Annotated in this window: 20 protein-coding genes; 14 read left to right on the top strand and 6 right to left on the bottom strand. The window is 68.5% G+C overall.

The features are described 5' to 3' along the window. Nucleotides 1-16: 16 nt before the first annotated feature. Complete coding sequence (locus tag AB0F43_RS07520) at nt 17-1,621, bottom strand: substrate-binding domain-containing protein (RefSeq protein WP_360471996.1); 1,605 nt, start codon at nt 1,619-1,621, stop codon at nt 17-19. Between the two features lie 376 nt (nt 1,622-1,997). Then, a complete protein-coding gene (bcp, locus tag AB0F43_RS07515; RefSeq protein ID WP_360471994.1) occupies nt 1,998-2,465 on the bottom strand; it encodes a thioredoxin-dependent thiol peroxidase in 468 nt (155 codons plus the stop codon). Nucleotides 2,466-2,651: 186 nt separating this feature from the next. Here bcp and AB0F43_RS07510 point away from each other — a divergent pair, with 186 nt between their 5' ends. From AB0F43_RS07510 to AB0F43_RS07485, 6 genes are all read left to right on the top strand, one after another. Beyond that, on the top strand, nt 2,652-4,265 hold the full coding sequence (locus AB0F43_RS07510; RefSeq protein ID WP_360471991.1) for a circularly permuted type 2 ATP-grasp protein: 1,614 nt from the start codon (nt 2,652-2,654) through the stop codon (nt 4,263-4,265). Between the two features lie 16 nt (nt 4,266-4,281). Continuing rightward, complete coding sequence (locus tag AB0F43_RS07505; protein WP_360471988.1) at nt 4,282-5,226, top strand: alpha-E domain-containing protein; 945 nt, start codon at nt 4,282-4,284, stop codon at nt 5,224-5,226. Then, nucleotides 5,223-6,065, top strand: a complete 843-nt coding sequence (locus AB0F43_RS07500; RefSeq protein ID WP_360471987.1) for a transglutaminase family protein — start codon at nt 5,223-5,225, stop codon at nt 6,063-6,065. Before AB0F43_RS07505 ends, AB0F43_RS07500 begins: the two co-directional genes overlap by 4 nt. Before the next feature lie 4 nt (nt 6,066-6,069). Next, nucleotides 6,070-7,113, top strand: a complete 1,044-nt coding sequence (locus AB0F43_RS07495) for a glucose 1-dehydrogenase (RefSeq protein ID WP_360471984.1) — start codon at nt 6,070-6,072, stop codon at nt 7,111-7,113. A gap of 75 nt (nt 7,114-7,188) precedes the next feature. Then, nucleotides 7,189-7,452 carry a DUF3618 domain-containing protein gene (locus AB0F43_RS07490; protein WP_360471981.1) on the top strand — a complete coding sequence of 88 codons (264 nt, stop codon included), beginning with the start codon at nt 7,189-7,191 and terminating at the stop codon, nt 7,450-7,452. 41 nt (nt 7,453-7,493) lie between these two features. Next, nucleotides 7,494-7,787 (top strand): co-chaperone GroES, encoded by a 294-nt coding sequence (locus tag AB0F43_RS07485; protein WP_360473059.1) that lies wholly within the window; start codon nt 7,494-7,496, stop codon nt 7,785-7,787. Here AB0F43_RS07485 and AB0F43_RS07480 read toward each other — a convergent pair. Together AB0F43_RS07480 and AB0F43_RS07475 are read right to left on the bottom strand one after the other, a co-directional pair. After that, nucleotides 7,784-8,899, bottom strand: a complete 1,116-nt coding sequence (locus tag AB0F43_RS07480) for an amidohydrolase family protein (protein WP_360471978.1) — start codon at nt 8,897-8,899, stop codon at nt 7,784-7,786. The two genes, AB0F43_RS07485 and AB0F43_RS07480, sit on opposite strands and share 4 nt — an antisense overlap. Before the next feature lie 2 nt (nt 8,900-8,901). Continuing rightward, a complete protein-coding gene (locus AB0F43_RS07475; protein ID WP_360471975.1) occupies nt 8,902-9,963 on the bottom strand; it encodes an FAD-dependent oxidoreductase in 1,062 nt (353 codons plus the stop codon). Nucleotides 9,964-10,331: 368 nt separating this feature from the next. On the opposite strand from AB0F43_RS07475, the gene AB0F43_RS07470 reads away from it, so the two are divergent. The 8 genes from AB0F43_RS07470 (at nt 10,332) to AB0F43_RS07435 (ending at nt 18,693) form a co-directional block, all read left to right on the top strand. Further along, nucleotides 10,332-10,928, top strand: a complete 597-nt coding sequence (locus tag AB0F43_RS07470; protein ID WP_360471972.1) for a TetR/AcrR family transcriptional regulator — start codon at nt 10,332-10,334, stop codon at nt 10,926-10,928. A 79-nt stretch (nt 10,929-11,007) separates the two neighbouring features. Then, nucleotides 11,008-11,838: an alpha/beta fold hydrolase gene (locus tag AB0F43_RS07465; RefSeq protein ID WP_360471969.1), complete on the top strand. Its 831-nt coding sequence runs from the start codon at nt 11,008-11,010 to the stop codon at nt 11,836-11,838. Nucleotides 11,839-11,858: 20 nt separating this feature from the next. Further along, the gene (gene dapC, locus AB0F43_RS07460) at nt 11,859-12,959 is read left to right on the top strand and encodes a succinyldiaminopimelate transaminase (RefSeq protein ID WP_360473056.1); all 1,101 of its coding nucleotides are present in this window, start codon (nt 11,859-11,861) and stop codon (nt 12,957-12,959) included. Nucleotides 12,960-13,376: 417 nt separating this feature from the next. Further along, nucleotides 13,377-14,627, top strand: a complete 1,251-nt coding sequence (locus AB0F43_RS07455; RefSeq protein ID WP_360471966.1) for a M15 family metallopeptidase — start codon at nt 13,377-13,379, stop codon at nt 14,625-14,627. A 119-nt stretch (nt 14,628-14,746) separates the two neighbouring features. Further along, nucleotides 14,747-15,403, top strand: coding sequence for a hypothetical protein (locus AB0F43_RS07450; RefSeq protein ID WP_360471963.1), 657 nt, complete (start codon nt 14,747-14,749; stop codon nt 15,401-15,403). Nucleotides 15,404-15,458: 55 nt separating this feature from the next. Then, entirely contained in the window at nt 15,459-16,613 is a 1,155-nt protein-coding gene (locus tag AB0F43_RS07445; protein WP_360471961.1) for an amino acid deaminase/aldolase, read from the top strand. Then, nucleotides 16,610-17,908, top strand: a complete 1,299-nt coding sequence (locus AB0F43_RS07440; protein WP_360471958.1) for a D-arabinono-1,4-lactone oxidase — start codon at nt 16,610-16,612, stop codon at nt 17,906-17,908. Before AB0F43_RS07445 ends, AB0F43_RS07440 begins: the two co-directional genes overlap by 4 nt. 62 nt (nt 17,909-17,970) lie before the next feature. Then, nucleotides 17,971-18,693, top strand: a complete 723-nt coding sequence (locus AB0F43_RS07435) for a PIG-L deacetylase family protein (RefSeq protein ID WP_360471956.1) — start codon at nt 17,971-17,973, stop codon at nt 18,691-18,693. Between the two features lie 967 nt (nt 18,694-19,660). Here the strand turns inward: AB0F43_RS07435 and AB0F43_RS07430 are convergent. Then, a complete protein-coding gene (locus tag AB0F43_RS07430; RefSeq protein WP_360471954.1) occupies nt 19,661-20,542 on the bottom strand; it encodes a hypothetical protein in 882 nt (293 codons plus the stop codon). 170 nt (nt 20,543-20,712) lie between these two features. Then, nucleotides 20,713-21,123 (bottom strand): hypothetical protein, encoded by a 411-nt coding sequence (locus tag AB0F43_RS07425; RefSeq protein WP_360471953.1) that lies wholly within the window; start codon nt 21,121-21,123, stop codon nt 20,713-20,715. Nucleotides 21,124-21,271: the final 148 nt, after the last annotated feature.

The following is a 21,271-nucleotide window of genomic DNA, read 5'->3' as shown; positions in this document are numbered from 1 at the left end:
GTGCTGATTGTCCCGGTCAGCGGCTTTGGAGGGCGTCGATGAAGACCTGGCGGAGGTCGGTGGGGTTGCGGGCGACGTAGCTCTGGCCCCCGGTGGCGGCGGCGAGGCGGCGGAGTTCGTCGGCGTTCGCCTCCGGGCCCATGCCGAGGGCGATGATGCGGACCGGGCGGGCCGGGTCGCGCAGGCCCTCGAGGGTCTTCACGGTCTGCTCCAGGGTGGGGCTGCCCGGGTCGTCGTTCTTGCCGTCGGTGAACAGCAGGATCGAGTTGACCGCGCTGGAGTCGTACTGCTGCCGTACGGCGCGCACCGCCGCGATCGCGGTGTCGAACAGACCGGTGCTGCCGTTCGGGATCGGGCGCTGGATCTTCAGGTTGTCGAGGATCTTCTTGCGCTGCCGGTCCGACAGCGGCGCGATCGGCACGAGCTCCTTGTAGTCGGCGCCGTCCGGGCCGATCTTGGTGGAGAACGTCCACAGGCCGAGGGACGCGCTGTTCGGGAACAGGGACAGACCGCCGCTGGCCGCCTCGATGGTCAGCTGCATCCGGGTCTTGTTGCCGACCACCTCCGCCATCGAGCCGGAGATGTCGATCACGGCCAGCGAGTGGGTGGACAGCGACAGCCGGGTCCAGGTCAGCAGCGTCTTGTCGATCATCTCGCTGTTCGGCTTGGTCAGCTGGGTGATGTCGCCGACGCCGCGGCCACCGCTGAGCGGGCTGAACTGCGCGTCCCGGAAGCCGGCGGTGTCGCGGGCCTGGGTGGACGCGTCGGAGATGAGCTCACCGGCGAGCGCCTTGGCGGCGTCGGTGACCTGCTCGACGTCGGACTTCGCGGTGACCACGATCGGGTAGTCCAGCGACAGGGTGCCGGTGGACGGCACGATCGCCCTCAGCTGCGCGTCCGGGTGGTCTTCCTGGTACTTGACGAAGCTCTGCTCCGACGCCGGTACGACGACCCGGCTGCCGTCCTGGTCGGCACGGCCGAAGAGGGCGTTCGGGTCGGTGAACGGCTTGGCCATCGAGCCGAGTCGCTGCGCCAGCGGTACGACGACCGAGGCGACCTGGGTGTCGGACGCCGATGTGCGCTGCCGCTCGGACTGGATCGCGAGCAGCGCGAGCGCACCCGGCGAGGTGCTGAGCGGGTCCAGCAGGGCCGGCTCGGCACCGCCGAACGCGCGCAGCCAGGACGAGGTGTCGGCGAAGTTGTCGCTCCGGCCGACCAGCACCAGCGGTGACGAGGCGATGGAGGGTACGGCGACTGTCGGCACGCTCTGGCCGTCGTCGGCCTGGGCCACCCAGAGCGAGGAGTCCGGGATCCACAGGTCGGGACGGTTGTCGGAGTTACCGGCGATGTCCTGGGCGATCTTCGCCGAGGGAGCCGCGGTGATGGTGAACTGCAGACACGGAGTTCCGTCGTCGCCGCCTTTGCCGGCCAGCGCCTTGGACGCCGACTCCAGTGCGGACTGCAACTCGGGTGTGGTGCTCAGCGAGACCTGCGTGGGGTCTTCGCACGACTGGCTGCCGTTGCTGAGGAAGCCGTCGGCTCCCGACGCGGATCCGAAGGAACGGACCACGAACACGGCGCCCAGCGAGATCACCAGAAGCCCGACCGCGGTGATGTACACCGATCGACGGTTGTTGTTACTTCGCGTCACCGCAGAGGAATGTTTTCCCATCGCGGCAGGTCCCTCCCTCCCAGAGGCTGACTGCGCGCGCAGATTACCCGGTTTCGGCTGGTCAGGGCGAAGATCGCAGTGGTTCTTGACACACCTGACGAGGGACCGCAACCGGACGCTGGGAGCTCTGGGAGTATCGCTCTTTCGCAGGAAGGCTCAAAAACTCACCGACCGTAGCGATGTGGCTGCGGTCCGGTGAGATAAATGTGTGATCCAAATCACGCCAGGTCCTGTGCTCAAACGCCCGTTCCATGGACCATTTGCATGAAACGGTCGAAGGTTTCCCTCCGTCGGACCGACCTGGGAGGTAGGTCGGTAACGGTGGTCAGAGGCCCAGATCCCTGCGCAGCTTGGCGACGTGGCCGGTGGCCTTGACGTTGTACTGGGCGACGGCGATCTTGCCGTCCGGGTCGACGACGAAGGTGGAGCGGATCACCCCGGTGACCTTCTTGCCGTACATGGTCTTCTCGCCGAACGCGCCGTAGGCCGTCAGCACGTCCTTGTCCGGGTCGCTGAGCAGCGGGAACGTCACCGCGTCCCGGTCGCGGAACTTGGCCAGCTTCTCCGGCTTGTCCGGCGAGATGCCGAGTACGGCGTACCCGGCGGCTTGGAGGGAGTCGAGTGAGTCGCGGAAGTCGCACGCCTGCTTGGTGCAGCCCGGTGTCATCGCGGCCGGGTAGAAGTAGACGATCACGTTCTTCCCGCGCAGGTCCGCCAGCGAGACCTGGTTGCCGTCCGCATCCGGGAGGGTGAAGTCGGGTGCGGCGTCGCCGACGGACAGACGTTCGGACATCAGGCCCTCCACGGAACGGATCGAATGACTGTCCGCAATGTTACGTGCGGGATAACTGAGCCCGGTTCCGGGTGCGAGCGGGCCGAACCTGGGTGAAGATGCGCAGATGAGCGAGCGGAGCGAGGTCATCATTCAACACAGCGCCCTTGGTGCCTCAGCCGCGCCCGGAGCGAAGCGAGGACGCGGATGAGTCCCGCTTTGTCCCGCCCCGCGGGCCCCCAGTTGTTCGACGGGTACCTCGATCCGCGGCGGCCGCACGCCGGCGCGTACGACGAGATGTTCGACCCGGTCGACGGCGTCCGGACGGCGTACAAGCGACTGCACGACTCGCTCGAGCCGTTGCGGCCGGGCGACCTCACCACCCGGGCCGAGGCGCTCGACCGGGCTCTGGTCGACCAAGGCATCACCTTCAGCCTGTCGGGTCAGGAGCGGCCGTTCCCGCTGGACCTGGTGCCGCGGGTGATCACCGCCTCGGAGTGGTCGCGGCTGGAGCGTGGCATCGTGCAGCGGGTCCGGGCGCTGGAGGCGTTCCTGGCCGACATCTACGGTCCACAGCAGATCGTGGCGGACGGCGTACTGCCGCGGCGCCTCATCACCTCGTGCGAGCACTTCCACCGGCAGGCGGCCGGCATCGCCCCGCCGAACGGTGTCCGGATCCACGTGGCCGGTATCGACGTGGTCCGTGACGAGCAGGGTGACTTCCGGGTGCTGGAGGACAACCTGCGCAACCCGTCCGGGGTGTCGTACGTGATGGAGAACCGCCGGACGATGGCACGGGTGTTTCCGGACCTGTTCGCCAAGCACCGGGTCCGTGCGGTCGGTGACTACGCGGTCCATCTGCTCAGAGCCCTCAGAGCGGCGGCTCCACCGAGTGTGACCGACCCGAACGTCGTCGTACTCACGCCAGGCGTCTACAACTCGGCGTACTTCGAGCACTCGCTGCTGGCTCGGCAGATGGGTGTGGAGCTGGTCGAGGGTCGTGACCTGCTCGCCCGCAACAACGTGATCTACCTGCGGACCACTGAGGGCGAGCGGCGAGTGGACGTGATCTACCGGCGGATCGACGACGACTTCCTGGACCCGGTGCAGTTCGAACCGGACTCTGTGCTCGGTGTCGCGGGTCTGGTGAACGCGGCCCGGGCAGGCAACCTGGTCATCGCCAACGCCATCGGCAACGGTGTCGGCGACGACAAGCTGATCTACACCTACCTGCCGGAGATCCTGAAGTACTACCTGGGCGAGACTCCGCTGCTGCCCAACGTGGACACCTACCGCTGCTGGCTACCCAGTGAGCAGGCAGAGGTGCTGGACCGGCTGGATGAGCTGGTCACGAAGCCTGTCGAGGGCTCCGGTGGCTACGGCATCGTCTTCGGACCGGATGCCTCACCCAAGGAGCTTCAGGCACAGCGTCGCCGGATCAAGGCCAATCCGCGTGGCTGGATCGCCCAGCCCGTCGTACAGCTGTCCACTGTGCCTACCAAGGTCGGTGAGCGGTTGCAGCCGAGGCATGTGGACCTGAGGCCCTTTGCGGTGAACGACGGCGAGGACGTGTTTGTGCTGCCGGGTGGACTGACCCGGGTGGCGATCCCCGAAGGCAGTCTGGTCGTCAACTCGTCGCAGGGCGGCGGGTCCAAGGACACCTGGGTCCTCGCGCCCAGAGCCTCCGGTGAGGACGCCGAACTGCGTGGACGCGGTCTGGCAACGACAGGGCTCCTCGGCAAGACCGGGAAGGCTGATGAGACGGCCACCCTGGAGCAAGGTCCGGAGCTCAACGTCGCCCAACAGCAGCAGCAACAGTGATGGGGAGGTGCTGACGATGCTCGCACGCAACGCCGAGTCGCTGTACTGGATCGGCCGGTACGTCGAACGCGCGGACGACACCGCGCGGATCCTCGACGTGTCGGTCCACCAGTTGCTCGAGGACGCGACAGTCGATGCCGACAGCGAGAGTCGCACGCTGCTGGCAGTCCTGGGCATCACACCGCCGGAAGGCACCCAGCTGGACGTGTGGGGCCTGACCGAGCTGGTAGCGATGTCGCCTGAGACCGGCTCGATCGTGTCGTCGATCGCGAGTGCGCGGGAGAACACCCGGGTGGCCCGCGAGGTGGTGTCCAGCGAGCTGTGGCAGTGCATCAACGCCATGTGGAACGCCGTACCCGAGAGACAGCGGGCCGCGCGTCGAGTGGGGCCGCACGAGTTCTTCACCTTTGTGGAGAACCGGGCGGCGATGTTCGCGGGTCTGGCCGACTCCACGATGAGCCGGGACGACGGCTGGCGGTTCCTGGTGCTGGGCAGGTCGGTGGAGCGGGTGGACATGATCGTCCGGCTGCTGATGTCCCGGGTGGGGGACAAGCCGACGTCGCCAGGGTGGGTGACGGTGTTGCGCTCCGCTGGTGCTCATGACACGTACCTGCGGACCTACCGCGGTGCACTGGACGCCTCACGTGTCGTGCAGTTCCTGCTGCTGGACAAGTTGTTCCCACGGTCTGCCTTCCACGCACTCACGCAGGCCGAGTCCTGCCTGGAAGAGCTCGACCATGGGCCGTCAGCCAGGATCGGCGCGAGTGCGGAGGCGGCACGGCTGCTGGGCAAGGCCCGGAGCGAGCTGGAGTTCCTGCGACCGGCTGAGCTACTGGACGACCTCACCGGCCGGCTGCAGGCGCTGCAGACCACGGTGCGCGAGGTCGGTGAGGCGGTGTCACGGCAGTACTTCCACACCGTGCCCTGGATCGAGTGGAACAACGCGGAGGTGAACCTGTGAATTGGCGCCTCCGGGTAGTCCACACGACCGGCTACCGCTATGCGACACCGGTGACCCAGTCCTACAACGAAGCACGGCTCACACCGCGCAGCGACGACCGGCAGAACCTCATGGTCGCCCGACTCGAGACGGTGCCGGCAACCAGGGCCTACAAGTACACGGACTACTGGGGCACCGAGGTCAACTCCTTCGACCTGCACACCCCACACACCGAGCTGAAGGTCGTCGCGGCGTCCGTGGTCGAGACAACCGAGCAACCGCCCCCGTCCGTCGATGCGACCTGGGCCCAGGTGCGCTCACCCGAGTCAATCGACAGGTACGCCGAGTACCTCGAGTGGACCACCTACGTCCCGAGGCATCGTGAGCTCGCCGCGGTAGCCCGGTCGCTGCGCAAGGGACGTACGCCGCAGGAGACTGTGCTGGCGGTCTCCAAGTGGGTTCACGAGACCCTCAGGTACCAGCGCGGCACCACCGGAGTGCACTCGTCCGCCGTTGACGCCTGGCAAGCGGGCGAAGGCGTCTGCCAGGACTACGCGCATCTCACGCTCGCCATGCTGCGGGCGGTCGGCGTACCCAGTCGGTACGTGTCGGGCTACCTGCACACGAAACCCGACGCCGCGGTCGGTGAGACGGTCGTGGGGGAGAGCCATGCCTGGATCGAGGCATGGACGGGTAACTGGTGGGGCTTCGATCCGACGAACGACATCTCGATCGGACACCGGCACGTCTGGGTCGCCACCGGTCGCGACTACGCGGACGTCTCTCCGCTCAAAGGCATCTATTCCGGCGGCGCGGCGACTGCCATCGAGGTGACCGTCGACATGACCCGGTTAGCCTGAACGCATGCGGGCGATGACAGTGACGACGGGGAAAGCTGATTCAGCCGCTGTAGGGGAGGTCGACGAGCCGCCGGCCTCGGACGGTTCGATCCTGGTCGAGGGTCTGCTCACCGGGATCTGTGGCACGGATGTCGAGCTGGTCTCCGGTGCGTTCGGCAAGGGCAGACCGGGCTCGGATCACCTGGTGATCGGCCATGAGTCGCTCGGCCGGGTCCTGGAGGCACCGGACGGCTCTGGCTTCACGGCAGGCGATCTGGTGGCCGGTGTGGTCCGCCGACCCGATCCCGAGCCGTGTCCGGCCTGTGCACGCGGTGAGTGGGACTTCTGCCGCAACGGGCGCTACACGGAGCGCGGCATCAACGAGATGGACGGGTACGGCGCTGAGCGCTGGCGAGTAGATCCGTACTTCGCGACTCCGATCCCGCGAGACCTCGGCCACCTCGGCGTACTCGTGGAGCCCACCAGCATCCTCGCCAAGGCGTGGGAGCAGGTGGACCGGGTCGCCTCCCGGTCATGGTTCGGGCCGGAGCATGTGCTCGTCACCGGGGCCGGTCCGATCGGTCTGCTGGCCGCTCTGATCGCCACGCAGCGCGGGTACGCCGTACACGTGCTGGACCGGACCAAGGACGGCCCGAAGCCTGATCTGGTCCGTGCACTCGGTGGGACGTACCTCACTGAGCTGGGTGACCTGAGTGTCACGCCGGATGTGGTGATCGAGGCGACCGGAGCGGGGCAGTTGGTGTTCGACTGCGCCAAGCTGCTCGGGCCGGCCGGTGTGATGTGCCTGACCGGCATCTCGCCCGGGCCCGCGACCATCGACGTACCGATGGACACCCTCAACCGCCAGTTGGTCATCCGCAACGCGGCCCTGGTGGGATCGGTCAACGCGGCCAAACGGCACTACGCGGACGCGGTCGGCATCCTCCAGACCGCGGACCAGGCCTGGCTGGAGCGTTTGATCACGCGGACCGTACCGCTGTCCGACTGGCCGTCCGCATTGGTCCGGGAACCGGAAGACATCAAGGTGGTCGTCGACCTGCAGCGATGACCTGCGAGGATGGACTCAGCAGGGCAGCCCCGGGCATCCCGGGGCAGCCCCCAGGAACGAAGGGAGCGTCGACAGGTGTCGGACACGCAGGCTCGGACGGCCGAGCAGATCGAGGCGGATATCGCCGCCACCCGCGCGCGCCTGGCCTCGACCGTGGACGAACTGGTCGACCGGGCGCACCCGAAGAACGTGGCGAAGCGGCAGGTCGAGCAGGCGAAGGCGCAGGTCTTCGACGAGCGCGGCCAGTTGCGGACCCAGAAGCTCGTCGCGGTCGGCGGTGCCGCGGTCGGCGTCTTCGCCGTGCTGCTGCTGATCCGTCGGCTGGTAGGTCGCCGGTGACTCCTCGCAAGCGGCTCTCCGACGACAAACTGCCGATCCGGATGCTGCACGACCGGGTCCTGGTCGCCCTCGAGCAGGAGGGCGAGCGGAAGTCCTCGGCGGGCATCCTGATCCCGGCCACCGCACAGATGGGCCGTCGGCTCGCCTGGGCCAAGGTGGTCGCGATCGGCGCCAACGTCCGCACGGTCGAGGTGGACGACCGGGTGTTGTTCGACCCGGAGGACCGGGCCGAGGTCGAGGTCCGCGGCGACGACTACATCCTGCTCCGCGAGCGCGACCTGCACGCGGTGGCCGCCGGCCGCCTCGAAGACGGCCAGACCGGCCTCTACCTCTAACTCAGGTTGTAGAGCCGTACGGCGTTCTCGCGGCCCCACAGTGTTGCCACCCGCAGGGCGTCGTCGGCGGACCAGTCGCCCTGGTCCACAAACCCACTGAGCACAGTCGTGACCGCACGCCGCCACCGCGTGGCTCCCAGGAAGTGCAGCTCCGCGGGGCCCCACGCGTCGGACGAGTAGAGCAGCTTGGCGAACGGCGCCAGCTCGAGCCCCTCGGCCAGTACGGCGGCCGCCCGCGCGCCGACGTACATCGTGGTGAGGCCGAGGTCGAAGTGCACGTGCGGAAAGGCGTGTGCGAGGTATCCGGCCTCACGGTGGTACGGATAGCAGTGCAGTAACACCACCTGCGCACCGAGTGGCTCTACCTGCCGTAGCCACTCGGTCAGTAGCAGCGGGTTGGTCATGTGGAGGTTCAGGTCCGGATCACCCAAGCCCACGTGCAGTTGTAACGGCAGGTCGCGTCGCGCCCCCGTCCACAGCAGCCAGCGCAGCAGAACGGGATCAGTGACCCGCTCAGGCCCTGACGCGTACCAGCGATCCAGTGCGGCCAGTACTTCGGAACTACTCGGCTCAGCCGGGTCGAAGTCGAACCCGTGCCGGTACGCCACGATGCTCTTCAGCCCGACCGCTCCAGCAGTCCGCTCATCCAACCACCGTGCCAGGGCGTCAGGTACGGCAGTAACGCTGGACTCGTGTGCGGCGACGTACTCGAGCTCGGACTCCAGCCGGACCACCTCATGGGCGCGGGAACCACTCAGCTTCGCCAACTCGTCGACATCAGTCAGCTCGTCAGGCAGATGGCCTGTGTCCATCAGGTAGTCGCTCACGCCGGCGGCTTCGAGAAAGAGCCGGTTGACGGCGCCCGCACCCAGCTGGGCACGTGCAGCCATGTAGTCGTCGGCTGACGCGTGTGGAGCCAGTCCGAGGAGTGGAGCGCAGTACCGGCGAACTGCGAAGCCCAGCTGGGAGTCGAACGTCGACATCCACGGCGGGACCGGCCGGTCCGACTCGGTGATCAGCCGCTCGAAGCCGGCCCGGTCCAGTGGTTCTTTGACGGCGCCATGAACGTGATGATCCACGAGCTGCAGGTCCGCAAGGTCTTGGTCGAGCATAGCTACCCTCCTCCGTGGCTGCTGAGCCGGAAGCGTGATGGCACCGCGGCCCCGCCGATCACCAGGTCACGCACGTGCTCGCCGACCAGTGGCACGAACTTGAAACCCTGCCCACAGAACCCGACCGCGACCGTGATCGGCCCGACCCGGTCGATGACGAAGTTGTCCGTCGGCGTGGTGTCGTACAGGCAGCTGATCGCCGTCGACCGGCTGGTGTCCAGCCCGGGAAACCACGCCTCGACGTACCGGATCAGCTGAGCATCCCGCTCGGGGTCCACCGCGAAGTCACGCGTGTCGGGATCGACTTCCGGCCCGGTGCCGTGCAGCCCGACTTTCACGCCGGACCCGGGCTCGAACAGGCCGTAGCTTGCTTTGCGCCCGTGGACGAACGAAGGCCAGTCGACGTCCGACACCGGTTCGAAGAACCGCGGCTGCTCCTGCGTCACCGTGAACGGTGGCAGCGGCACTAACCCGGTCAGCAGCTTCGGAGCCCACGCCCCGGCCGTCACCACGACCTGCCGCGCCCGCACCGCCCCACCGGGTACGTCGAGCTCGACCAGGCCGTTGTGGAGCCGCAACGCCTTCACTGGCGACTGCTCCCGGAATTCTGCGTCCGCCACTCGCTGCAGCGCACTCACCGTGCGGTCGGCGTACAACCGCCCAGAACCGGGCTGGTAGAGCACCTGCGTCTCGAACCGCATGCCCGGCCAGCGCTCCGCGGCCTCCTCAGGTGCGAGCACCTGGCCGGCCGGGTGCAGCGCACGGAACGCCTCTACCGCCGCATCGTCGACCCCGTGGTCAATCCCGCCGGTCACCTCAAACAACGTCTCGCCGGACTGGTCTTCCAACTCCCGCCACAAGCCGCGTGCCTGCTCAGTCAGCCGCGCGACCTCCGGGTTGTCCGCAGCCGGCCGGAACAGCCGAGTGCCGCCGTGCGACCCACCCCGGACATGGCCCAACTCGTACTGCTCCAGTACGACGACCTCACGCCCCGCAGCCGCCAACGCCCGGGCAGCCGCCGAGCCCATCGCCCCCGCGCCGACCACGGCCACGTCGTACGTCATTTCGCGCTGCCTCCTCGTCGCACCGGTCCGCTTGCAGAGTAAGGCCAGGAGGCAGACCTTCGGGACGACCCAGGTCCACGCCACCCTCGTCGCGGGCAGGTGGACCTGGCGGCGCTGAGCCGTGCGGCCGAGAAGTGCTGTGCGGTCTAGAAGCTGTTCGGGCCGAAGCGGAAGACGGCGACGATCACGGCCAGGATCAGCAGGACGGCGTTGAAGGCGACCGTCCGCGAGTACGTGATCGACGCTCTCACCCCGGAGCAGCTCGCCCAGCTCAAGGTCATCGCCGACCAGATCCTCACCAAGGTCGACCCGGAGAAGTCCTGCTGAACTGCTTGCCATCTGACGAACGGTCGTGCTTTTATTCTGGGGTGGGTAAGGGTGAGCAGACTCGGGCCGCGGTCCTGGACGAGGCCGCGCGGGTGGTGAGTGCGAGCGGGCTGAGCGGGCTCACCATCGGGTTGCTGGCCGATCGGATGCAGCTGTCCAAGAGTGGCCTGTTCGCGCACTTCCGCTCCAAGGAGCAGCTCCAGGTCGCGGTGGTCGAGCGCGCCGCCGAGCTGTTCGCCGAGCGGGTCGTCCGGCCGGCGCTGCAGGCTCCGCGTGGCGAACCACGCCTGCGCGAGCTCTTCGACCGCAAACTCCGCTGGGACAACGGCGACCTCGCGCTCCCCGGCGGATGCTTCTTCGCCAGCGTCTCGGCGGAGCTCGACGACGCACCGCCGGGCCCGGTCCGCGACCGCGTGGTGAGCGCCGAGCGCGACTACGCCGACCTGCTCGCCAACGTCTTCCGGACCGGCATCAGCGAGGGCCACTTCCGCCCCGACGCCGATCCCGAGCAGTACGCCTTCGACATCAGAGGCGTCCTGCTGTCGTACCACCACGCCAGCCGCCTGCTGGCCGACCCCAAGGCCGAGGATCGAGCGCGCACCGCCTTCGAGGCGCTCCTCCGGGCGGCCCGCCGCTGACCCTTTCGAGAGACCTGGAGTAGTCGCCATGGCGGCCAAGAAAAGCACGAACGTTCGGTCGATGAATCTCGCTTTCACTATGCTGGAACGAATCGCACCGGCCGTCGGCGTGGGCTTCCTCAACCGTCTCTGGTTCCGCGTTCCCGCCGTACCGGAGCAGACCCGCCGCCCGCGTGGCGAGCTCCCGACGCCGACCCCGTTCGAGGTCGGGGGCATCCGTGGGCAGTCGTACGGCGCGGGCCCGGCGATCTACCTCGTCCACGGCTGGGGTGGGTGGGGGCTGCAGCTCGCCGCCCACATCCAGCCGCTCGTCGACTCGGGCTTCCGGGTCATCACGTACGACGCTCCAAGTCATGGCGACTCGGCTCCCGGCCGTGAGGGCAAGGGTGCGTCCACACTCCTCGAGTTGGCCGACGCGCTGAAGGTCGTGGTGGCCGCGCGAGGACCGGCGTACGGCGTCGTCGCGCACTCGCTCGGTGCACCCGCGACCGCGCTCGCGCTGCGCGACGGGCTCGATGTCGAGCGCGTCGTCTTCATCGCCACCGCGACGGACTTCACCGAAACACTCGACCAGATGCAGGCCTTTCTCGGCTTCGGTCCGCGGATCCGGGCCGGCTTCCTCCGCCGGTTCGAGGCCCGCTTCGGGCCGATGGACTCGTTCCGGATGGACTCGGTGATCCCGTCCATCGCCTCCCGTCGCCCGTTGCCCCCGCTGCTGCTCGTCCACGATCGCTCCGACCCGGAGACGTCGTACCAGGGCAGCGTCGACGTCCTCGCTCACTGGCCCGGCGCCCGGCTCGAGACCAGCGAGGGCCTCGGGCACCGCCGGGTCCTGCGCGATCCCGACCTGGTGAAGAAGGCCGTCGTCTTTCTCGCGGAGCGGGCGCCTGCCGACCGGCGATCCGGCTGACAGGAGAGAATGCGGAGGTGATCTTCGAGACTTCGCGGCGGCTGCCGGACTTTCCGTGGGACAAGCTCGCGCCGTACAAGCAGAAGGCGGCGGCGCATCCCGACGGGATCGTGGACCTGTCCATCGGCAGCCCGGTCGACCCGGTGCCGGACCTGATCAAGAACGCGCTCGCGGAGGCGGCCGACGCGCCGGCGTACCCGACCACCATCGGTACGTCGACCGTGCGGCAGGCGGCCGTGGACTGGATGGCGCGGCGTCTCGACGTACCCGGTGTCGACCCGCGGACCGGCGTACTGCCCGTGATCGGCACCAAGGAGCTGATCATGCTGCTGCCGACGCTGCTCGGCATCGGCGCCGGCGACACGGTGCTCATCCCGGACCTCGCCTACCCGACGTACGAGGCCGGCGCGGCGCTGGCTCGCGCCGAGAGCGTTCCGGTCGCCGATCCGACGACGTACGACGGGCCGGTCCGGGTCGCCTACCTCAATTCGCCGCGCAACCCGTCGGGTGAGATCACCTCGCCGGAGGATCTGCGTCGGGCGGTCGAGTGGGCGCGGGCGAACGACGTACTGCTGGTGAGCGACGAGTGCTACATCGAGTTCGGCTGGGATTCGCGGCCGGTGTCGGTGCTGCACCCGGATATCTCGGGCGGCAGCTTCGACAACCTGCTGGCCGTGCACTCGCTCTCGAAGCGGTCCAACCTCGCCGGGTATCGCGGTGGATTCGTGGCCGGCGACGAGACGGTGGTCGCGGAACTGCTTGCCGTCCGCAAGCATGCGGGCCTGATGGTGCCGTCGCCGATCCAGGCGGCGATGGCGGCCGGGTTTGCCGACGACGCGCACGTTGAGGTGCAGCGGGAGCGGTACTTGCGGCGCCGCGCCGTACTGCGTGATGCGCTGACGGACGCCGGCTGGGTCATCACCTTGTCCAACGGCGGTCTGTACCTGTGGGCCGAGCACCCCGAGTTCGACTCGTACGGCTCGGTGGGCGCGCTCGCGGATCGCGGCATCCTGGTCGCCCCGGGAGCCTTCTACGGTACGGCGGGGGAGCGGCACGTCCGCGTTGCTCTCACTGGCACCGACGAGCGCATCGACGCCGCGGTGAAACGGCTGCACGATTAGCACCGATGAGCGCATCGACGCCGCGGTGAAACGGCTGCACGATTAGCACCGATGAGCGCATCGACGCCGCGGTGAAACGGCTGCACGATTAGCCGCGGTGGAAAAAACCGCTCATTTGGCAGAACTTCCACGTAGTGTGTGACATCTGCCTCTTCGACCGCATCTTCAGTGGGTAAGAAGCGGTGGGGGGACCGGCCCGGTCCCGGTTCAGGGGAGAGGGGCGTTCGGATGATGTGGCGAGCCTTTGGGATGGGACTGACGGCACTGCTGCTGGCGGCCGGGCTGCACGCGCCCGGCGCCGCAGCCGACGATGACCCAACCCCACCAGCTCCTTCGACATCGAAACCTTCGACCTCAACATCTTCGACGTCGAATGATCCGACCGAGAGCCCGTCGGATATTTCGACGTCGAAGGAGTTGGCCGACACGCCGTCGGCCACCCCTACGGGACCACCACCCTCGGCCGTCGAGGAGCCGACGCCGACCCCCACGCCGACGCCGACGCCGACGTCCACGCCTACACCGACGGCCGCCGAGGAGTGGTCGATCACGCTGGCCAAACCCGCCGCGTCCTGGGAGGACCGGGCCACGGTGTTCACCGGCAAGATCAGCCAGCCGATCACCGGCTCGTACATCACCCTCTGGCAGCGCGTCCCCGGCGCCTGGGTGTTGCGCGCCTCGACCCGGACCACGACCGGCGGCGTGTACAAGTTCAGCTACATCTCCGCGACACCCGGCACGTGGGCGTTCCGCACCATGATCGGCGTCAAGGCCGAGACCGCGCTCGCGATCTCGCCGTACCAGTCCTCGAACATCCAGGACCGCAAGATCGTGCTGAACACCCCGGCGCCGTGGTACGCGACGCTGACCGGCGCCTCCGTCACCGGCCGGATGACCCCGGCCGAGCCGGGCAAGGAGCTCGCACTGCAGGACTACCTCGGCAGCGGCAAGTGGCGACTGCTCGCCATTGGCAAGATGGATGCCGCAGGCAACTTCCGGATGCGGGTGCCGGACAACGTCCCGGCGACCCGGACCGTGCGGGTGCTGACCCGCTGGGTCAGCCAGCCCCAGATGGAGTACTCCGGCCTCGCCACGATCGTGGTCAGGGCGGCCCTGAACCCCAAGGTGTACGCCGTCTCGGCCTCGATGGTGCCGTACACGTACCGCGCCGGCTGCCCGGTCAAGCCTTCGTCGCTGCGGCTGATTCAGTTGAACTACTGGGGTTTCGACGGCAAGGTCCACCGCGGTGAGCTGATCGTGCGGGATGCCGCCGTACGGAAGATGATCACGGTCTGGACATCGACGTTCGCGTCCAAGTTCCCGATCCGGCAGATGCGCCGGGTGGACCGCTTCGGCGGTAGCGACATCAAGTCGATGGCGGCGGACAACACCTCCGTGTTCAACTGCCGCCGGGTCACCGGCAACCCGTACGCGCTCTCGCCGCACTCCTATGGCTGGGCCATCGACATCAACACCGTGGAGAACCCGTACCTGGCCGCCAATGGCGTCTGGTATCCGTCCAACGGCCTTGCCTACCGCAACCGCTCCGTGTCCCGCCCTGGCATGTTGTTCGCGAGCAGCACCGCCACGAAGGCGCTGATCGGCCAGGGCTACTTGTGGGGCGCTTACTGGAGCAAACCCGACTACCAGCACTTCCAGCCCAGATGAGAGGTGTCGCGGCTGCCGCCGCCCTCTTGGTGCTGCTGGTGGGGTGCAGCGGTAACGAGAGCCCTCAAGCGGCGACGACTCCCAGTCCGACTCCCATTCCGGAGACGGTGGGTGGGACCGTGCCCGTGCCGACCAACACCCTGAGCACCGTGAAGCCGACGGACGCCGCAGTGCCGCCTGAGCTACCGGAGGAGGCCACTGCGCCACCTCCACCCACTGCCGGTCCGCTCACCGCACGCAATCTGCCGGCGCCCGACAAGCTAGGTCCCGGCTGGAAGACGTACGTCGACCCAGGCGGTGCAGAGGAGGGTTTTCTAGGCAACCAGACCTGGACGCGTCGACGTGACCCGCATCAGGCTGCGTACGAGGCCTTGCCGCTCGGTTGCGCTGGCCAACTCCCGACAGGTTCGCTGCCGGTTCCGCAGTACGCACTGCAAGGCGCCTACCGGACAACAGACGGCAAGCCCGGCACTGCACTACTTCTGCGCTTCGCAGCTGCTGACCAGGCGACGGCGTACCGCACCGGCTACCAGGCCCGCATCGCGGCTTGCGGCGAGGGCGGTGACCTCAGTGTGAAGCAACTGTGGTCGGAGGACACCACGGCAGCCGCAGTACGACGCTATGCGGGCGACGAGGCCGAGCAGTACGTCGATGTGTCGGTGGTAAAGGGCTCCACGGTCGCTTTACTCGCCGCAGCCTCCGCCCAGGCCGACACGCAGTCAGACTGGGCGCGCAGCGTCGTACGGGCACTGGAAGCCGTGATCGATTCCCCGTAGGAACCGCAACAGAAGTTGTATTACCTTTCAGTATTTGTTGACCTACACTCCCGTTATGGGTGACTTCGAGCGGTATACCCGCTTGACCGCGGACCTCGACGCGCCGTACGCGGTGGTCGACCTGGCCGCGTTCCGGCGGAACGCGGACGACCTGGTCCGCCGTGCCGCGGGGACGCCGATCCGGATCGCGTCGAAGTCGGTCCGCTGCCGCGCGCTCATCGCGGCCGCGCTGGAGCGGCCCGGTTTCCACGGCGCGATGAGCTACGCCCTGCCCGAGGCGCTCTGGCTGGCGCGCAACGGTGTCGACGACATCCTGCTCGGCTACCCGACCACGCACCGGACCGCCCTGCGCTCGCTGGCCGAGGATCCTGAAGCCGCCGCCCGGATCACCTTGATGATCGACTCGTCCGAGCACCTCGCGTTCATCAAGTCCGTCACCGCCGGCGGCACGCGAATCCAGGTCTGTCTCGACGTGGACGCGTCATTGCGGGTCTTCGGGCAACATCTCGGGGTACGTCGTTCGCCGCTCCGGACTCCGGCGGACGTCGCCGGCCTCGCCCGCGAGGTCGTCGCCGACGATGCCTTCGAGCTGGTCGGAGTGATGTTCTACGAGGCGCAGATCGCCGGTCTCCCGGACACTTCGCCGGCCGTCCGCTGGGTCAAACGCCGCTCGGCCGCCGAGCTCGCCGATCGTCGCGGCGCCGTCGTCGACGCACTCAAGCAGTTCGCCCCGCTGCGGCTCGTCAACAGCGGCGGCACCGGCAGCCTCGAGATCAGCAGCGCCGACCCGGCCGTCACCGAGGTCACCGCCGGTTCCGGTCTCTACGGCCCGACCCTCTTCGACAAGTACGACGTCTTCCAGCCGGAGCACGCCGTCGCCTACGCGCTGGACGTCGTACGGCGGCCCGGGCCACGGATCGCGACCCTCTTCGGCGGCGGGTACGTCGCCTCCGGTCCGGCGAAGAAGTCGCGGCTGCCGTTGCCGGCGTGGCCGGCCGGGTTGAAGCTGCTGGGCACAGAAGGTGCCGGAGAAGTGCAGACTCCGGTCCTTGGAAGTTCCGCCGATGGATTGCATCTTGGAGACCGGGTTTGGATGCGCTATGCGAAGGCGGGCGAGATGCTGGAGCGATTCGATGTCGTGTACGCGATCGACGGTGACGAGCTGACCGGGCTCCCGACGTACCGAGGTGAGGGGAAGAACTTCGGATGAGCACCTGGCGGAACTGGTCCGGCACCGAGTCGGCGACCGGCGTGGAGCTGCTCCGCCCGGCGTCGGCCGACGAGCTGGCGGCCGCGGTGAAGACCGCCGCCGAGCAGGGCAGGAAGCTCAGGGCGGTCGGCGCGGGCCACTCGTTCACCGGCTGCTCGGTGCCCGAGCAGGTGATGATCCGGCTCGACGGCCTGTCCTCGATCACGTACGCCGACAAGGAATCCGGCCGCGTCACCGTCGGCGCCGGCACCGGCCTGCGCAAGCTCAACGCGGGCCTGGCCGCCTTCGACCTGGCGATGGCCAACCTCGGCGACATCGACAAACAGACCATCTCCGGCGCGATCTCCACCGGTACGCACGGCACCGGCGCGCGCCTCGGCGGTCTCGCGACACAGGTCGTCGCGCTCGACCTGGTCACGGCCGACGGCTCGGTGCTGCACTGCTCCGCGGAGGAGAACCCGGACGTCTTCAACGCCGCGCGCATCTCGGTCGGCGCGCTCGGCGTGATCACCTCGCTCACGCTGCAGTGCGTGCCCGCGTTCCTGCTGCGGGCGCAGGAGAGACCGCTTCCGCTGCCGGAGGTGCTGGACGGGTTCGACGAGCTTGCCGACGGCAACGATCACTTCGAGTTCTACTGGTTTCCGCACACCGACCTCGCGCTCACCAAGCGGAACAACCGGGTCGCGAGCGGCGTCGGCGCCTCTCCGGTCAGCCGGCTCCGCGGCTGGGTCGACGACGAACTGCTGTCCAACAAGGTGTTCGAGCTGACCAACCGGCTCGCGACGCGGCAGCCCGGCCTGGTGCCAAGGATCAACCGGATCGCGTCGCGCGCGTTGTCGGCCCGCGAGTACGTCGACGCGTCGTACAAGGTCTTCTGCTCCGAACGCAACGTGGTCTTCCGCGAGTCCGAGTACGCCGTACCCCGGGAGCACGCAATCGACGTCATCCGCCGGCTGCGCTCGTGGATCGACAGCTCAGGCTCGCGCATCCCGTTCCCGATCGAGGTCCGCGTCGCCGCCGCCGACGACATCTGGCTGTCCACCGCCCACGGCCGCGACACCGCCTACATCGCCATTCATCAGTACCACCGCCTCCCGCACGACGAGTACTTCCGGGCCTTCGAGCGAATCGTCGCCGACTACGACGGCCGCCCGCACTGGGGGAAACTCCACACCCTGACCGCTTCCGACCTCCGTACTCGCTACCCCCGCTTCGACGACTTCCTCGCCGTACGAGACCGACTGGATCCCGACCGGACCTTCACCAACCCCTACACCCGCCAAGTCTTCGGCTGACCACCCAGTCTGTTTGGGCGAAGACGGTCGCGGAAGCCTGCTGGGCGGGCTAGCCTGCGGGGATGAGTGGTGTGGAGAAATTGGAACCGGTCGACGAGGACTGGCAGAAGGCGCTCGCTGTTGTCGCGCATCCGGATGACCTGGAGTTCGGGTCGGCGGCCGCGATCGCGCGGTGGACCAGGCAGGGCAAGGACGTCGTGTACTGCATGCTGACCTCGGGGGAGGCGGGCATCGACGGTGTCGCACCCGACGAGTGCGGCCCGCTGCGCGAGGCCGAGCAGATCGAGTCCGCCCGGATCGTCGGCGTCTCGGCGGTCGAGTTCCTCGGCCAGCCAGACGGCACAATCGAGTACGGCGTAGCGCTCCGCCGCGTGATCACCTCGGTGATCCGGCGGCACCGGCCGGAGATCGTGATCACCAACAACTTCCGCGACACCTGGGACGGCGACGTACTGCTCAACCAGGCCGACCACATCAACACCGGCCGCGCCACCCTCGACGCGGTCCGCGACGCGGCCAACCGCTGGATCTTCCCCGACGCCGGCGAACGCTGGAACGGCGTACGCCAAGTGTGGGCCGCCGGCTCCCCCAACTCCCGCCACGCCGCCGACACCACCGACACCTTCGACCTCGGCCTCGAGTCCCTCCGAGCCCACAAGGCGTACCTGGAAGGCCTCAACCGCCCCGACTTCGACCCCGCCGAATTCCTCGAAGCCGTCTCCCGCCCCACCGGCACCCGCCTAGGCACCCCCTACGCCACCCCCTTCGAAGTCTTCACCCCCTAACCCACCCCCGCCCCACACTCGCGCCCGCCGCCCGCGCACCCCAACCTCACGCCCGCCGACGGCGCGCGGACCCCACGCTCGCCGAGGCGCAGCTGAGCCGACGCGACGCCGCGCCGACCCCACGCACGCCACCCGGCCGCGCCGCTCCCCGCCGCAGCGTCCACCACCGACCTCCCGCCACCCAGCCCAGCCGACGCCCGCGCGACATCGAGTCGTCGATTTTGGCTGAGTCGAGCCGACTTCATGGACCGGAACTGACGACTGAGTGCTGACCCACCTCGAATCACTCGCGCCGCCGACTCCACGCGCGTCGACTTCACGCGCGCGGACCCCACGCGCGCCGGCCCCACGTACACCGACCACGTCCCCGCCGATCGGGACCGTTTCGACTCCAGGCGCGCCGACCCCACGTGCGCCGACTTCACGCGTCGGGCCGGGCGCGCCGCTCCCGCCGCAGCGTCCACCACCGACCTCTCGCCGTCCAGCCGAGCCGATGCCCGGCGCGACATCGAGTCGTCGATTTTGGTTGAGTTGAGCCGACTTTGTGGACCAACACTGACGACTGAGTGCTGACTCAGCCCGTATCACGCCGCGCCGCCCCCCGCGCAGCCCGCGTACGCCGGCCACGCCGCCGACCGGGACCGCGCCGGCTCCACGCGCCGCCGCGCCGTGCTTCGAGCGGGACCGCGCAGGCTCCACGCGCCGCCGGGCCGTGCTCCGAGCGGGACCGGGTCGGCTCCGCGTGCCGCCGGGCCGTGCTCCGAGCGAGACCGGGCCGGCTCCGCGTGCCGCGGCGCCGTGCTCCGACGGGCTCGCGACGACGCGGGTCGTGCCACCCGCAGCGCATGCCGCTGGGCCCTCGCCGCACAGCCCAGCCGATGCTGGCGCGGGATCGAGTTGTCGATCTTGGTCGAGTCGGGCCGGCTTCTTCGACCGGGATTGACGAGTGAGTGGGGGATCAGGTTGGTCAGGCCGCGAGGTGGGAGAGGTGGCGGGCGTGGAGGTCGGTGGAGATGCGGGCGAGGATGGTGGCGGGGGCGGTGAGGAGGTCGGCGGCGGTGATGACGCGGACTCGCCAGCCTGCGCGTTCGAGGTTCTCTCGACGGCGGATGTCGCGTTGCCACTGACGGGCATCCTTCAGGTGATGGTGGCCGTCGTACTCGATCGCGATCTTGAGTTCCGGGTACGACAAGTCCGGCTTGGCCAGCCAACCACCGTCAGAGTCGAGGACCACGTGGCCGACCGCGGGCTCGGGTAGTCCGGAGAGCACGATCAGCAGCCGGAGTCGTGTCTCCATCGGAGAGTCGACACCGTGGCGCACGAGCGTCGCCGCCCGCCGGGCCAGCCGGATTCCTCGCATGCCCGCCGTTGACGTTGCCAGCGCGGTAAGTGACTCGGGTGTGGCCGGCGAGCGCCGTACCAGCGAATCCCCGGCGATGACGAGCCCGGTCAGATCGGAGCCGCCGGCGAGGTCCAAGAATGTGCGCTCGGGCCGGCTCACTGGTAAGCCATCCAGAATCTGATCATCGAGATTGAGGACTTCGTGGACCGTGAGGCCATGAACTCGTGGCTTCGCTCGCTTCGGATCACGACGAACACTCACATGCAGGCGGTCGTCGACAGGACCCGAGGCGCCCCACAACGCCAGCGCGGTGTGATGACTCAGTACGCCGTTCGGCACGAGCGACAATGCGGCCTCCGCGCGCACTCGAAGCGTCAGCGGGATCTCGGAGGCGACGTACACAGACCCCAGGACGCGTTGGTAGCGACGGCTTCGCAGCATCCCGCGGGAGATCCCCGCCACTCTGGCCTGCGCGGCCGTGATCAGCCGAACCGGTCGCTCATCCACCCCACCACCATGCCCGACCTGCGCCGCCTGCGTTGCCGTCTGTCCACAGCCCTGCACGCACTCATCGAGTCGTCAATCGAGGTTGGCTGAAGCCCGTTTCGCGGACCTCAATTGACGACTCGGCGTAGAACTCTGTCGACGGCTCGACGGCTCGACGGCTCGACGGCTCGTCAGTTGTTGGGCAGGTCGAGGGTTGCCTTGAGGTGGGGTGGGTTGGGGGACGGGCGGCGGGGTTCGCGGTCGCCGGCCTCGTCGCCGGGAGGATCCTGCGGGGTGTACCAGGAGCGGACGAGCGTCCTGCCCTTGCGGGAGAGGCGGAGGAGGTCGATCTGCTGGACCTGGGCGGCGGGGAATCCCAGCTGGGCGAGGCTACGGTTCGCCATGCTGCGGGCGGCGTCGTGTTTGCGTGGGGAGAGCTTGTGCTGCAGTACGACGGCGACCGTGCCGTCGGGAAGGTGCTCGACCCGCTGGAAGCGCATGCCCTTGTCGAGCGAGTACGACTTGAGTGCGAGGTCGATGTAGTCGGTGTCGGACAGTCGTCGGTCAGTCTTCGCGCGAGCAACCACTTCATACCGGGCCATGCACCGATCATCCGTCGCCGGTGAGTAGTTTTCCAGCAGACTTCGTTCGATGAGGAGCTTGGAGTACGGCGAGACCGCGGCCGCAGGGCAGATCCGGCGCGGGCTTGAGGTTCCCGGACGGGTGCTCCGCGACAACGGTGCCGGGCCG

The organism is Kribbella sp. NPDC023972, assembly GCF_040639075.1.
GTDB lineage: Bacteria > Actinomycetota > Actinomycetes > Propionibacteriales > Kribbellaceae > Kribbella.
This window is presented reverse-complemented; position numbering and strand designations above follow the sequence as displayed.